This window comes from Rhodococcus pseudokoreensis (assembly GCF_017068395.1).
Lineage (GTDB): Bacteria > Actinomycetota > Actinomycetes > Mycobacteriales > Mycobacteriaceae > Rhodococcus_F > Rhodococcus_F pseudokoreensis.
Genome location: NZ_CP070619.1, coordinates 1,771,258 through 1,784,733 on the forward strand (window position 1 = coordinate 1,771,258; position 13,476 = coordinate 1,784,733).

General features: G+C 68.4%; 12 protein-coding genes. 5 read left to right on the top strand and 7 right to left on the bottom strand.

Features of this window, described 5'->3' with window-relative positions; all coding sequences use genetic code 11:
- The first annotated feature begins 54 nt into the window (after positions 1 to 54).
- Entirely contained in the window at positions 55 to 1,635 is a 1,581-nt protein-coding gene (locus JWS13_RS13625) for an APC family permease (RefSeq protein WP_206005961.1), read from the top strand.
- Here the strand turns inward: JWS13_RS13625 and JWS13_RS13630 are convergent.
- On the bottom strand, positions 1,595 to 2,206 hold the full coding sequence (locus JWS13_RS13630) for a TetR/AcrR family transcriptional regulator (protein WP_206005962.1): 612 nt from the start codon (positions 2,204 to 2,206) through the stop codon (positions 1,595 to 1,597). The genes JWS13_RS13625 and JWS13_RS13630 overlap by 41 nt on opposite strands.
- Before the next feature lie 189 nt (positions 2,207 to 2,395).
- Here JWS13_RS13630 and JWS13_RS13635 point away from each other — a divergent pair, with 189 nt between their 5' ends.
- Entirely contained in the window at positions 2,396 to 3,376 is a 981-nt protein-coding gene (locus JWS13_RS13635; RefSeq protein ID WP_124389207.1) for a nitrilase-related carbon-nitrogen hydrolase, read from the top strand.
- The gene (locus tag JWS13_RS13640; RefSeq protein ID WP_206005963.1) at positions 3,376 to 4,401 is read left to right on the top strand and encodes an agmatine deiminase family protein; all 1,026 of its coding nucleotides are present in this window, start codon (positions 3,376 to 3,378) and stop codon (positions 4,399 to 4,401) included. Before JWS13_RS13635 ends, JWS13_RS13640 begins: the two co-directional genes overlap by 1 nt.
- A 50-nt stretch (positions 4,402 to 4,451) precedes the next feature.
- Here the strand turns inward: JWS13_RS13640 and JWS13_RS13645 are convergent, their stop codons facing one another.
- From JWS13_RS13645 to JWS13_RS13655, 3 genes are all read right to left on the bottom strand, one after another.
- A complete protein-coding gene (locus JWS13_RS13645; RefSeq protein WP_206005964.1) occupies positions 4,452 to 6,425 on the bottom strand; it encodes a vWA domain-containing protein in 1,974 nt (657 codons plus the stop codon).
- Positions 6,425 to 7,810: an ATP-binding protein gene (locus tag JWS13_RS13650; RefSeq protein ID WP_015889399.1), complete on the bottom strand. Its 1,386-nt coding sequence runs from the start codon at positions 7,808 to 7,810 to the stop codon at positions 6,425 to 6,427. The genes JWS13_RS13645 and JWS13_RS13650 overlap by 1 nt, the downstream gene beginning before the upstream one ends.
- A gap of 73 nt (positions 7,811 to 7,883) precedes the next feature.
- A complete protein-coding gene (locus JWS13_RS13655) occupies positions 7,884 to 8,195 on the bottom strand; it encodes a hypothetical protein (protein WP_206005965.1) in 312 nt (103 codons plus the stop codon).
- A 180-nt stretch (positions 8,196 to 8,375) separates the two neighbouring features.
- Here JWS13_RS13655 and JWS13_RS13660 point away from each other — a divergent pair, with 180 nt between their 5' ends.
- Positions 8,376 to 9,341 carry an alpha/beta hydrolase family protein gene (locus JWS13_RS13660; protein ID WP_206005966.1) on the top strand — a complete coding sequence of 322 codons (966 nt, stop codon included), beginning with the start codon at positions 8,376 to 8,378 and terminating at the stop codon, positions 9,339 to 9,341.
- On the opposite strand, the gene JWS13_RS13665 is transcribed toward JWS13_RS13660, so the two are convergent.
- Complete coding sequence (locus JWS13_RS13665) at positions 9,342 to 10,439, bottom strand: N-acetylmuramoyl-L-alanine amidase (RefSeq protein WP_206005967.1); 1,098 nt, start codon at positions 10,437 to 10,439, stop codon at positions 9,342 to 9,344.
- Between the two features lie 495 nt (positions 10,440 to 10,934).
- Here JWS13_RS13665 and JWS13_RS13670 point away from each other — a divergent pair, with 495 nt between their 5' ends.
- Positions 10,935 to 11,168 carry a hypothetical protein gene (locus JWS13_RS13670; protein ID WP_087558699.1) on the top strand — a complete coding sequence of 78 codons (234 nt, stop codon included), beginning with the start codon at positions 10,935 to 10,937 and terminating at the stop codon, positions 11,166 to 11,168.
- Positions 11,169 to 11,224: 56 nt separating this feature from the next.
- On the opposite strand, the gene purH is transcribed toward JWS13_RS13670, so the two are convergent.
- Both purH and purN read right to left on the bottom strand, forming a co-directional pair.
- Positions 11,225 to 12,781, bottom strand: coding sequence for a bifunctional phosphoribosylaminoimidazolecarboxamide formyltransferase/IMP cyclohydrolase (gene purH, locus JWS13_RS13675; RefSeq protein WP_206005968.1), 1,557 nt, complete (start codon positions 12,779 to 12,781; stop codon positions 11,225 to 11,227).
- A complete protein-coding gene (purN, locus tag JWS13_RS13680) occupies positions 12,774 to 13,454 on the bottom strand; it encodes a phosphoribosylglycinamide formyltransferase (protein WP_083395586.1) in 681 nt (226 codons plus the stop codon). Before purN ends, purH begins: the two co-directional genes overlap by 8 nt.
- Positions 13,455 to 13,476 lie beyond the last annotated feature (22 nt).

Genomic DNA, 13,476 nt, shown 5'->3' on the forward strand with positions numbered 1-13,476 from the left:
CCGTCCGCGACACCCGCCCCGGATCCACGATCGTTCCCGACCGGAGGTTCAGACATGACGAAAAGCGAAGGCGCACCGGCGTCGGCCGGCGTTGCCGTGAGCACCAAAGGGCTGGCCACCGGTGCGGTCGGGACCTTTGCCGGGGCGATCCTCGGGATCTCTTCCGTGGCACCGGGTTACACGCTGACGGCCAGCATCGGGCTGATCGTCGCGGCGGTCGGGTTGAAGATGCCCGCCATCTTCATCGCCGGCTTCATCCCCATGTTCCTCACGGCGTACGCCTACCGCGAGCTCAATTCCGAATCACCCGACTGCGGTGCGTCGTTCACGTGGTCGACGAAGGCGTTCGGACCGTACGTCGGCTGGATGTGCGGCTGGGGCATGGTGATCGCCACAATCATCGTGCTCTCGAACCTCGCGGCGATCGCCGTGCAGTTCTTCTATCTGTTCATCGCGAAATTGTTCGACGCCCCCAGCATCGCAGACCTGCCCGGCAACAAATTCGTGAATGTGGGCACCACCCTGCTCTTCATCGCACTCGCCACGTGGATCGCCAGTCGCGGCATCACCACCAGCGAGAAGCTGCAGTTTGCGCTCGTCGGCTTCCAGATGGTCCTGCTCATCGCGTTCGCGGTGGTGGCACTGGTCCACGTCGGCAACGGGGACGCCCCCGCCGGTCTGTCGTTCGATCTGAGCTGGTTCAACCCGTTCACGGGACTGGCCGTCGGCGCGTTCGTGATCGGCCTGACGGGTTCGATCTTCGCGTTCTGGGGCTGGGACACGTGCCTGACACTGGGCGAGGAGTCGAAGAACCCGAAGAAGACCCCCGGTCGCGCCGGACTGCTGTGCGTGATCACGATTCTGCTGACCTACCTGCTCGTGTCGGTCGCCGCGATGATGTACGCCGGCGTCGGCGAGGACGGTCTCGGACTGGGCAACCCGGACAACTCGGAGAACGTCTTCGGCGCCCTCGCCGATCCGGTGCTCGGCAACTGGGGCGGCATGCTGCTGTTCCTCGCGGTGTTCGTCTCCTCGGTCGCGAGCCTGCAGACCACGTTCCTGCCGGCCGCGCGGACCATGCTCGCCATGGGCGCCTACGGCGCCTTCCCCAAGAAGCTCGCCGACGTGAGTCCCCGGTTCCTGGTCCCGTCGTATGCCACGGTCGTCGCCGGTGTCGTCACCGCGGTGTTCTACACGGTGGTCACATTCCTGTCCGAGCGCACGCTGCTCGACACGATCGCCGCTCTGGGAATCATGATCTGCTGGTACTACGGCATCACGGCGTTCGCGTGCGTCTGGTATTTCCGGGACAGCCTGTTCACGAGTTTCCGCAACATCGTCTTCCGGTTCGCGTTCCCGCTCCTCGGCGGCCTCATGCTGCTCGCGGTGTTCGTGATCTCGATCGAGGAGAGCATGAACCCGGACAACGCGAGCGGCGCCTCCATCGGCGGCATCGGGCTCGTCTTCTTCCTCGGCTTCGGCATCCTCCTGCTCGGCGCCGTGCTGATGATGATCATGCGCTTCCGCAGCCCCGCGTTCTTCGAGGGCAAGACGCTGAACCGCGACACCTCGGCGTTGCGGGACGAGGGCGATCTCACGGCTCGTTCGGAGCCTGCGCCACCAAGCCAGCGATAAGCGTCCGCAGCCCGAACTCGAATGCTGCATCCGCCCGTCCGGGGTTCGGCCCGGACGTGGCCAGGGCGGCCCGCATGGACTCGTTCGCCTCCGGGGCGGTCGCCCAGACCACCTCGGGTGCGGCGAGGTCCAGCGCCGACCCCAGCACGAAACTGTCGACCGTCGTGATGGCGTGCAGAGTCTCCTCGGGCGTGAAGCCACCGTCCGAGAACGCCTGCGCCAGAGCGTTGTACAGAGCGAATGCCACACCGGACTGCACTGTGTGCGCGGTGAACAGAGGAATCAGCCGAGGATGCTCGGCGTAGTTGCGCCGATATTCGCGCGCCAGGCCGGCCACCGTCTCGCTCCACTTGCCGTCGGGGTCCGCCACCACGATGCCCGCCATCATTCGGGCACGCATCAGTTCGATGATCTCCGCCCTCCCGGACACGTGGTTGTACAGCGAGGAGGGCCGGACCTTCAGCCGTTCGGCGAGACCCGGCATCGTGAAATCACCCGTGAGGTCCACCATGCGCATCGCGGCTTCGGTGATGATCTCCGGCGACAGCAGTCGCTGTGATGGCCGTGGCATGGGTGCCCTCCTGGTCGGTGTGTCACCGGCGACGCGCGCCTCGGCGCCGCCGTAGCGGCGACCAGGGCAGATACCGAAGGAATCGAAATCTTCGCTCCCCGCCCCTTGATCGCCGAGCGTTTACCCACCATACTTAACGAATTCAATTCGTTTTAGGCGCTCGCCGAACCGAACATCCGAGGAATCACAATGTTGACGATCACCGCCCTCACCCCTCCCGAGTCCCTGTCGAGGACGCGCGAGACCGGACGCACCCCGCTCCGCGTCGGCCTCGTCCAGCACCGCTGGCACGAGAACGAGCAGGATCTGCGGGCCGAACTCGACGAGGGCATCGCCGCGGCAGCCAAGCTCGGGGCGCGCGTGGTGTTCCTCCCCGAACTCACCCTCAGCCGGTACCCCGCCTTCGTCGAGGGCGGTGACAACCCCGGCCGCCAGGCCGAGGACCTCCTCACGGGACCCACATTCACATTCGCCGCCAAGGCCGCCGCCGAACACGGCGTCCTCGTCCATGCGTCCCTGTACGAGCGCAACGACTCCGAGAACGGCGTCCAGTACGAGGACGGACTCGGGTTCAATACCGCCATCCTCGTCGCACCGTCCGGAGAACTGCTCGCGCGCACCCGCAAGCTGCACATCCCCGTCACCGCCGGCTACTACGAGGACACCTACTTCCGCGGCGGTCCCGCCGAGAACCCGTACCCCGTCCATACCGCCGAGGCACTGGGCGGCGTCAAGCTCGGACTCCCCACCTGCTGGGACGAATGGTTCCCCGAGGTCGCCCGCGCCTATTCGCTCGGCGGCGCCGAAATCCTGGTGTACCCCACCGCGATCGGCTCCGAGCCCGACCACCCGCAGTTCGACACCCAGCCGCTGTGGCAGCAGGTGATCGTCGGCAACGGCATCGCGAACGGCACGTTCATGGTGGTGCCCAACCGCCACGGCGGCGAAGGCCTCATCACGTTCTACGGCTCGTCGTTCATCTCCGACCCCTACGGCCGCATCCTCGCGCAGGCCCCGCGCGACGAATCCGCGGTGCTGGTCGCCGACCTCGACCTTCAGCAGCGCGAGGACTGGCTGGCGCTGTTCCCGTTCCTGGCCACCCGGCGCCCCGACACGTACGGCGTCCTCACCGAGCCCGTCGATCACGCGTCCCCGTTCGGGAGGAACTGATGACCTGGCGCATGCCCGCGGAAGGCGAACTGCACGAACGTACCTGGATGGCCTACCCCAGTGCGGGCTACTCCCTGGGCGACACCCCCGAGGAGCAGCACGAGGCGCGCACCACGTGGGCCGAGGTGGCGCACGCCGTCGCCCGATTCGAACCCGTCACCGTCGTCGTCGACCCCGGTGAGGTGCCCGCGGCCAAGGAGTACCTGTCCGCCGACATCGACATCGTCGAGGCACCGCTGAACGACGCCTGGATGCGCGACATCGGACCCACGTTCGTGCTGTCCGAGGACGGACGCCTCGGCGGCGTCGACTGGATCTTCAACGGCTGGGGCGGCCAGGACTGGGCCCAGTGGGACAAGGACTCGAAGATCGGCGCCCTGGTGGTCGAGCGGTCCGGTGCCGAACTCGTCGACTCGCCGATCGTCAACGAGGGCGGCGGCATCCAGGTCGACGGCCTCGGCACCGTGCTGGTGACCGAGACCGTGCAACTCGACCCCGGCCGCAACCCGGACCTGTCGAAGGCCGACATCGAGGCGGAACTCGCCCGCACGATCGGTGCCACCAAGGTGATCTGGCTGCCGCGGGGGCTGACCCGTGACTCCGACACGTACGGCACCCGCGGGCACGTCGACATCGTCGCCGCCATCCCGTCGCCCGGCGTCGTCCTCGTGCACGATCAGCGCAATCCCGAGCACCCCGACTTCGAGGTCAGCAAGGCCGTCATCGACGTACTGAAGCAGACCACGGACGCTCGCGGTGAATCCTGGGAGATCATCACCGTCCCCGCGCCGCAGGTCCTGCGCGACGAGGAGGGCTTCGTCGACTACAGCTACATCAACCATTTCGTCGTCAACGGCGGCGTCATCGCGTGCAGCTTCGACGATCCCGCGGACGAGGAAGCGGTCGCGATCCTGTCGGCCGCCTACCCCGGACGCACCGTCGTGCCGGTCGACGCCCGCCCGCTCTTCGCGCGCGGCGGCGGCATCCACTGCATCACCCAGCACCAGCCCGCCGCCGTGCGCTGACGCGCCCGTGAGTACTTGTTAACCGCCGGCGGTTAAGAAGTACTCACGGGTCAGCGCCTGCGACGCATGTAATCGCTGACGACGGCCGCGCCGAGACCGTCCAGACCGGGCGCCACGACGCGTCCGCCGACCCGTTCGGCCATCCGGTCCACCACCCGCGCGAGACCGGGATCCTCACCGAGCCGGAAGAACGTGACATGGGCGCCGAGCCGGGCGAGCGTGTCGAGTTCCCGGACCGTCAGACCGAGGGTCCGGGCGCTCGGCGGGTAGTCGAAATACGCGAAGCCGTCCGGCTCCAGATGCGCCGTCGGCTCCCCGTCGGTGACGATCAGGACCACCGGCTGCGCGTTGGGGTGCCTGCGCAGATGCCGGGCGGCCAGCAGCAGCGCGTGGTGCAGGTTGGTGCCCTGGTCCCAGGCGCCGTCCAGGCCTGCCAGCTCCGACGGCGTCAGCACCTGCGCGTGCCTGCCGAACGAGATGAGCTGCAGTTCGTCGCTGCGGAACCGGGTGCTCACCAAGTGGTTCAGCGCGAGGGCGGTGCGTTTCATCGGCACCCACCGCCCCTCCATCACCATCGAGAACGACGTGTCGACCAGCAAAGCGACCGCCGCCTGCGACCGCTGCTCGGTCTCCATCACCTCTACGTCCGCGACGGACAACCGGACCGGGACGCGACCGCGTTCGACCGGATCGGACGCCGCCCGCAGCACCGCGTTGGTGATGGTGCGCGTGACGTCCCACGGCTCGGTGTCGCCGAACGCCCACTCGCGGGACGCCCCCGTCGGCTCGCCCATCGACCCGGCGCGCCGCGTCTCCCGTTGCCCGCCACGCGAAGACAGTTGCTGCGCGACGTCCCGCAGGGCCGTCTGACCGAGTTGGCGCATCGCCTTCGGCGACAGCCGCCACTGACCGTCCGCCCCGCGGTCGAAGAATCCCTGGTCCCGCAGGGCCTTCTCGAGTTCGGCGAGGGTCTGCGCATCCGCCGCCGCCTCGTCGCCCAGTTGCCGGGCCAGGGCTTCGGCGTCGATGTCGTCGAGTTGCGCGCCCGCGTACTGCTGCGACAGTTGCTCGGCGAGCGACTCGAGTTCCGCGATGTCCTGCAACGCGCCGGTGCCCTCGCCGAGGCCCATGCCGTCGTCGCCGCGGAACCGCTGCGCGCCCTGCCAGTCCTCGCCCGGGCGCGCGGCCTGTAGGTGCTGGTCCAGGCGGTCCAGCTGTCCGATCAGCGACGGATCGCCGAACGCCTGTTGCGCCAGCGCGTCGAGTTCGTCGCGCTGCTCCTGCGACAGCGAGTTCCGCAGCCGCTGCGCCGCCGCTGCGCGCTGGGCCAGCGAGTCGAGCAGTTCCTCGACGTTGCGCGGGTTCTCGGGGAAGTACTCCCCGTGTTTGTCCATGAACTCGTCGAACTGTTCCTGCGTGTCCTCGCCGCGGGAATGCTTGTCGAGCAGGTCGTTGAGATCGGCGAGCATCTCCCGGATGCGTTCGCGGTCTTCTTCCGTGGCGCCCTCGAGCGCCTGCTTCATGCCGGCGAACCGCTGGTCCAGCACCTCGCGGCCCAGCAGGTCGCGGATCTTCTCGTAGTCGGCGCGGGCTTCGGAACTACGCCAGTCGTAGTCGGCGAGTTCCTGCACGGCCTGCGCGGTGGACGGCGACAGTTCCTCGAGACGCATCTCGGAGAAGCGGGCGTCGTCGTCGAGCGCGCGGGCCAGCGTCTTGCGTTCCTCGAGGACCGCGCGGTCGAGGAGTTCCCGGACCTCTTCGAGGGTGCCGTTCAGGTTGTTCCGCTTCAGCAGCTCGCGGCGGCGCCGATTGGCCTCGGCCGCAAGCTCGTCCAGCCCGCGCATGTCCCGGTTGCCGCGCCGCAGCATCTCGCGCAACGCCTGCCGCGGCGAACTACCCGCGAACACGTCGTCGCCGATCGCGGCGAGGGCCTCGCGCAGGTCCACCGGCGCCGCCAGCGGATCACCGCCCTCGTACGGCCCGTACCGCGCATTGTGCGGCCCGCGTTCCGCCTTGCGGGACATTACGAATACACCGTCTGCCCGTTGATGTCCGGGTTCTTGGAGATCCGCCGCGCCAGGTACAGCCCTTCGAGGGCGAACTCGGCCGCCGCGGCCCGCTCGCCGTCGGATTCCGCGCCCAGCCGCTCCGCGAGCACGTCGAGGACCTCGAGTTCGGGCAGCTCGTTCAGCAGCGCCTTCGCCGTGATCCGTTCGCCGGTGACCACCGGGTCGCCCTGTTCGACGGCGTCCACGAGTTCGGCGAGGTCGATGCCGCCGAGCCGGGTGCGGACCGTGTCGGCCGTCGCCCGCCGGAGCAGGTGCTCGAGGACCTCGATTTCGCGCCCCTCCTCACCGGATTCGAATTCCACCTTGCCCCGCAGCACGTCGACGACGGTCTCGAGGTCGACGGGCCGCGCGACCGGGTCGGCCTCACCGAGGACGGCGCCGCGATGCACCGCGGCCGCGCTGACGGTTTCGGCGCCCGCCACCGCGAAGCGGGCGGACACCCCCGACCGCTGATCGACCGACGTCGACTCGCGGAGCAGACGGGTGAACCGGGCCAGGATCTCGAGAAGGTACTCGGGCACCTCGGCGGTGAGGTGCGCTTCCTGGAGGATGACCGCGACCTCGTCGTCGAGACGGGTCGGGTAGTGCGTCCGGATCTCGGCGCCGAACCGGTCCTTCAGCGGGGTGATGATGCGACCGCGGTTCGTGTAGTCCTCCGGGTTCGCACTCGCCACCATGAGGACGTCCAGCGGCAACCGGAGGGTGTACCCGCGGACCTGGATGTCGCGTTCCTCCATGACGTTGAGCAGCGACACCTGGATGCGTTCGGCGAGGTCGGGCAGCTCGTTGATGGCGACGATGCCCCGGTGCGCGCGGGGAACGAGACCGAAGTGGATGGTCTCCGGGTCGCCGAGACTGCGACCCTCCGCAACCTTCACCGGATCCACGTCGCCGACGAGGTCCGCCACCGACGTGTCGGGGGTCGCGAGCTTCTCCGAGTACCGCTCACTGCGGTGCCGCCACGCGACGGGGAGGCTGTCGCCCAGTTCCTGCGCCCGGCGGATCGACGCCGGGGTGATGGGCTCATAGGGATGCTCCCCGAGTTCGGAACCGGCGATCACCGGGGTCCATTCGTCGAGGAGCAGATTGAGGGTGCGGAGGAGGCGGGTCTTGCCCTGACCTCGTTCGCCGAGCAACACCACGTCGTGACCTGCGATGAGTGCCCGTTCGAGTTGCGGTTCCACCGTCTCCTCGAAACCGACGATGCCGGGCCACGGATCACGACCGTCGCGTAGGGCCGCGAGCAGATTCTCGCGGATCTCTTCCTTCACGGTGCGTTGAACGTGGCCCGACTCGCGGAGCTCGCCGACGGTGGAAGGTCTGTGTTCCGATGACGTCACCACTCCACGCTACGAGGGTTCGGGCGAATCGGCACGCGGTTAATGCGCGCCGACCCGCCTGAGCACTGCGCGCCTACGCCGCAACCGCGTACGACGACACGGCGTCCAACTCGCTCCACGCGGCGCGGTACTGCTCGACCGTCACCGGGTCGGCCGCCGTCAGAAGCGAGTCCAGCAGGAGTCGCGGATCGGCTCGCCACGCCCGGACCACGTTCGCGACCGCGCGGTTGGAGAACAGACCCGACCCGGTGACCGCAGTCACCCACTCGTCGATCGCGCCCCGGTGGATCCGCTCGACGGCCTCCCGGAGGAACCCGCCGTCGACGAAGTCGAGGGAGAACATGGCGGCGACGAAATCACCGGTGGTCAGCTGTACGACGTTCATGATGCGGCACCTTCCTGGAGTCGGGAGCTCTTCTCGGACGTAATCCGTTGGAACAACTGGTGATGCTGACGCTAATCGCCGAATTTGTGAGTTCTGTGATGCTTCTCTGAGATCTCGGCCGCGATGCCCGCGTGCCATGACCAGGCGACTGCGCGCGACGGGAACTGGTAGACAGTCCCCATGCCTGACACCGAGATCACCTTCGCCAGCGGTGCCGTCACCTACTACGGCAGCCTCCGCATCCCCGCCGACGTGAACGGGTCGGCGCCCGCCGCACTGCTGCTCGCCGGCAGCGGTCCGACCGATCGCAACGGCGACAGCGCCCTGCTCCCCGGTGACATCGGAACCCTGCGCCACCTCGCCGACGTGCTCGAACAGCACGGCATTGCGAGCCTGCGCTACGACAAGATCGGCAGCGGCGAAACCGCCCTCGGTCCGTACGAGGTGGAAGAGGTCGGCGGTCTCGGCTTCACCACCTTCGTCGACGCCGCGTCCGCCGGCCTCGACTTCCTGGCCGCCCAGCCCGGGGTCGACCCGTCGCAGCTGATCGTCATCGGGCACAGCGACGGCGGACTCGTCGCCCTCGCGCTCGCCACCGCGGAGAACGAGTCGCGGGTCCGCGCCGTCGGACTGCTCGAACCGCTCAGCGTCCGGCTCCTCGACCTGCTCACCACGCAGATCCACGGACAGCTCGACGCCGTCGTCGGCGCCGGGCAGCTGCCGGTGGAACTGGCCGACGAACTGCGGCTCGCGCTCGCGGACACTGTCGAATCGCTCCGCACGTCGGGCACGATCCCCGACGACCTGCCGGAGCCCCTGCAGAACGCCGGGCTGGTCCATGCCAACGCCAAGGCGCTCGCGGAGGAGGACGCCCTCGACCCCCGCGCACTGGCCGGCCGGCTGCCCGCCGGTTTCCCGGTCCTCACGAGCTGCTCCGCGAAGGACATTCAGGTGCAACTCGCGGACGTCGACGGCCTGAACGACGCCCTCGCGCACACCGCGCTGACGCCGGTGCGGATGACGAACGCCAATCACGTCCTCAAGGACGTCGGCGACCGTCCGTCCACCGGACCGGATTACGTGGAACCGCTGCCCTACTCGGCGGAGTTCACCGAACCGTTCGGCAGGTGGATCGCGTCGCTGTGATCAGTTGCCCCCACCGGCCCCGGTGATCACGGCCAGCAACGTGCTCGCCAGGTCGGACACGAGCCCGAGGTTCTTGTCGTTGACGAGGTCCTGCAGCCCGTCCAGCCCCTGGACTTCGAGCAGCGGCGCGAGCATGTCCATCAGCTCGGACAGCTGCGTCGAGTCCGGCGCCGTCGACTTCGGGTTCGTGGATTTCGGGGTGGTCGCCTTCGGGGTCGTGGTGGTCGTCGACGACGCGCTGTCCTTGCTCGCCTCGGGTTCCGTGGTCGCGGCCGGAGCGGCCGCCAGCTCCTGGGCAGGCGCCGTCTCCGACCCCGTCAACAGGTAGGTGACGATGCCCGTCGTGATGGTGATGGCGTGCTTCAACTGGCCGTCGGAGCTCTCCAGCTGCGCGGAGTCCTCTTTGTTGGACCCGTTGCCCATCTCGACGAACACCAGCGGGACCTGGGTCAGTGCCGGGCCGGCCACGTCGGCGCGGGTCTGGAGGCCGTCGTTCACGCCGGCGTAGTTGGCGGGAACGAAGCCGTCGGACTTGTAGGCGTCGCGCATCATCTTCGACGCCTCGAGCCCGCCGCCGGACTGCGCCGCGTCCGCCTTCTCGTCGGGGATGGGCAGCGACGGGATGATCATATGGAACCCGTGCTTGCCCGCGTCCTCACCCTGCGCCGTCGAGTCCGCGTGAATGCTCACCGCCAGATCGGCGTTCGATTCGCTTGCCGCACGAGCCCTTTCGTCGATGCACCCGCCCCAGCCGGTGTCGTCCTGACGACTCAGGACGACCTTCGCGCCGAGGCTCTCGAGGCTGCTCTTCACCAGCTGGGTGACGTTCCAGTTGATGGTGTGCTCGGGCACCCCGCCCAGCGACGTCATGCCGCTCGTCTGGCAGTCCTTGGTGTTGCCGCGGCCGTCGTTCACCTGCTGCGCGAGGTCGTGGCCCTCGCTGGAACCCTGATGTCCGGGGTCGAGGAACACCGTCATCCCGGACAGTTCGGTGCCCGTCGCCGTCGCCGCGGGTTCCGCCGACACCTGAGCAGGGATGAGCACGGACGCACCCAGGACGCAGGCGCCGAGACCGGCCTTGATCGCAAAACGGTTCATAACGGGGATGGGCGCACCGTCGCAGTCCGGGCGCCACTCTCCTTCCACAGGTGCCACTCGAGTCACATCAGCCCCGAGTGAATCAGCTGCACCGCACGTTCGTGCTGCTCGAGTCCGGATCGAAAGCAACCTGTAACCAAAGTGGTGGGATTCGACGGACGAGGTGCGGATGTGAACGGGACGGCAACTCTGGGCGAAGACTCGCTGCTCAACCGTACATTCCTGCCCGGTGGCCGGATAATGGAGGTGCAAACCCTCAACCGGTGCTGTACGGTCATCTACCAACCAGCAACGACACGCAGAAAGGTACGGCCATGATGCAGCTTCACGCGCTCTTCGCGTCCGTACCCGCATGGCGTCGATGCTCCGCCGACAAGCACATCACCAAGTACGGCGCACCCCGAGAACGTTGAGACTCAACCAAGTCGTTCTCGGGCACCCAGGGCAAACCCCTCGGGTGCCTTTTCTTTTACCTTTCACCTTCAGGAGCACCACATGAAACTTCGCATCAACCAACTGTCCACCTCTCCCCCGTATCTGGACCTGCCGGACGACCTCACCGGTTACGCCGTGACCCTCGACCTGTCGCACTGCGACGCCGCCCACGAGGCCGGCCTGGGCGAACTGATCAGCGAGGTCCGCAGTCGCGGTGCCGCCCGTGTGGTCATCACCGGTTCGCCGCGTGAACTCGAGGGCACCGGCCGCGTGCACGGGGCCGCAGCCGCCTGACAACGCAGAACGGGCCCCGGCGCGATGCCGAGACCCGTTCGAGATAAAGCCGAACGCTAGTGCGCGAAGTGTCGCGCACCCGTCAGGTACATGGTGATGCCGGCTTCCTTGGCCGCATCGATCACCTCGTTGTCGCGGACGGAACCACCCGGCTGCACGACGGCCTTGACGCCGGCGTTCGCGAGCACCTGCAGTCCGTCGGGGAACGGGAAGAACGCGTCCGACGCGCCCACCGACCCGACCACCCGGTCACCGGCCCGCTGCACCGCGAGGTGCGCGGAGTCGACGCGGTTGACCTGGCCCATGCCGACGCCGACCGACGCACCGTCGGAGGCGAGCAGGATGGCGTTGGACTTCACCGAACGGCACGCGCGCCACGCGAACTCGAGATCCTTCAGGGTCTGCTCGTCGGCGGCGTCGCCGACGGCCAGGGTCCAGTTGGCGGGGTCGTCGCCCTCGGCGTCGAGCACGTCGCGCTCCTGGAGGAGTGCCCCACCGGACACGGGACGCAGTTCGATTCCCGTCGCGGTGGGCGCCTTCGCGAGGAGGACGCGGACGTTCTTCTTGCGCTGCAGCACACCGAGCGCGCCGTCCGCGTAGGACGGGGCGATGATCACCTCGGTGAAGATCTCGGCGACCTGCTCGGCCATCTCGACGGTGACCTCGCGGTTCGCGGCGATGACTCCGCCGTACGCGCTGACCGGGTCGCAGGCGTGTGCCTTGCGGTGCGCCTCGGCGATGTCGGCGCCGACCGCGATGCCGCAGGGGTTCGCGTGCTTGATGATCGCGACGGCCGGTTCACTGAAGTCGAACGCCGCACGCCACGCCGCGTCGCCGTCGGTGTAGTTGTTGTACGACATTTCCTTGCCGTGCAACTGCTCGGCCTGCGCCAGACCGGCCGGGGCGGCGGAGTTCACGTAGAGTGCCGCGGCCTGGTGCGGGTTCTCGCCGTACCGCAGGACCGCCGAGCGGTCCCAGGTGGCGCCTGCCCACTCGGGGAACTGCGAGTCGCCGCTGTCCACCAGCGTGGACGTCATCCAGCTCGCGACCGCGACGTCGTACGACGCGGTGTGCTGGAACGCCTGCGCGGCGAGGGCGGTGCGCTCGGGCAGCGTGAAACCGCCGTCCGCGATCGCGGTGAGCACGTCGTCGTAGCGGGCGGGATCGACCACGACGGCCACCGACGGGTGGTTCTTCGCGGCGGCGCGCACCATGGACGGACCGCCGATGTCGATCTGCTCGACGCATTCGTCGGGGGTCGCACCGGAGGCGACGGTCTGGGTGAACGGGTACAGGTTCACGACCACCAGCTGGAACGCCTCGATGCCGAGTTCCTCGAGCTGCGCCAAGTGCTCCGGCTTCCGGGTGTCTGCGAGGACGCCGGCGTGCACCCGCGGGTGCAGGGTCTTGACCCGGCCCTCGAGGCATTCGGGGAAGCCCGTCAGCGCCTCCACGGGGGTGACCGGGATGCCGGCGTCGGCGATCTTCGCTGCGGTCGACCCTGTCGACACCAGCTCGACGCCTGCCTTGTGCAGGCCCGTAGCCAGTTCGACCAGACCGGTCTTGTCGTAGACGCTGACGAGCGCTCGGCGTACTGCCTTGCGTTCACTCACTGGGGATCACGGCCTTTCGTCCATCGGAAACAACTCCACGGGTGGCGACAGCGGCGATGACGTCCGCCAACAACCGTCGCTCCACAGTCTTGATGCGCTCGTGCAGGGTCGACTCGTCGTCGCCGTCGAGCACCGGCACGGGCTCCTGCGCCAGGATCGGTCCGGTGTCGACGCCCGCGTCCACGAGGTGGACCGTCGATCCCGACACCTTGACGCCGTAGGCCAGCGCATCCGGGACCGCGTGCGCGCCGGGAAATGCGGGCAGCAACGCGGGGTGCGTGTTGATGATGCGACCGCCGAAGCGGTCCAGGAAGGCGGGGCCGAGGATCTTCATGAATCCGGCCGACACCACGAGCGACGGCTGGTGCGACGCGACGGCCTCCGTCAGCGCGACATCCCAGGCGGACCGGTCGGCGTGGTCGCGGAGCCCGACCCGGAAATGGGTGATGCCCGCGGACTCGGCGTGCCGGATGGCGTCGCAGTCGCGGTCGACGCCGACGGCGACGATCTCGGCGGGATACCCGTCGGTGTGGGTCGCGTCGATCAACGATCTCAGGAGGGTTCCCGCACCGGAGGCGAGTACGACGATCCGCGCCGGCGCGGACGCGACCGGCGAAGTGGTCGTGGGCCCCAGGTGGTCACGCGAGGAAGTCAGCGCTCTACTCCTGAACAATCGAATCGAAAGGGGGCGGTCG

Bases quoted from the DNA above. Each gene is read 5' to 3' on its own strand.
- JWS13_RS13625 (WP_206005961.1), top strand. From the start codon at position 55: ATGACGAAAAGCGAAGGCGCACCGGCGTCGGCCGGCGTTGCCGTGAGC.
- JWS13_RS13630 (WP_206005962.1), bottom strand. From the start codon at position 2,206: ATGCCACGGCCATCACAGCGACTGCTGTCGCCGGAGATCATCACCGAA.
- JWS13_RS13635 (WP_124389207.1), top strand. From the start codon at position 2,396: ATGTTGACGATCACCGCCCTCACCCCTCCCGAGTCCCTGTCGAGGACG.
- JWS13_RS13640 (WP_206005963.1), top strand. From the start codon at position 3,376: ATGACCTGGCGCATGCCCGCGGAAGGCGAACTGCACGAACGTACCTGG.
- JWS13_RS13645 (WP_206005964.1), bottom strand. From the start codon at position 6,425: ATGTCCCGCAAGGCGGAACGCGGGCCGCACAATGCGCGGTACGGGCCG.
- JWS13_RS13655 (WP_206005965.1), bottom strand. From the start codon at position 8,195: ATGAACGTCGTACAGCTGACCACCGGTGATTTCGTCGCCGCCATGTTC.
- JWS13_RS13660 (WP_206005966.1), top strand. From the start codon at position 8,376: ATGCCTGACACCGAGATCACCTTCGCCAGCGGTGCCGTCACCTACTAC.
- JWS13_RS13665 (WP_206005967.1), bottom strand. From the start codon at position 10,439: ATGAACCGTTTTGCGATCAAGGCCGGTCTCGGCGCCTGCGTCCTGGGT.
- JWS13_RS13670 (WP_087558699.1), top strand. From the start codon at position 10,935: ATGAAACTTCGCATCAACCAACTGTCCACCTCTCCCCCGTATCTGGAC.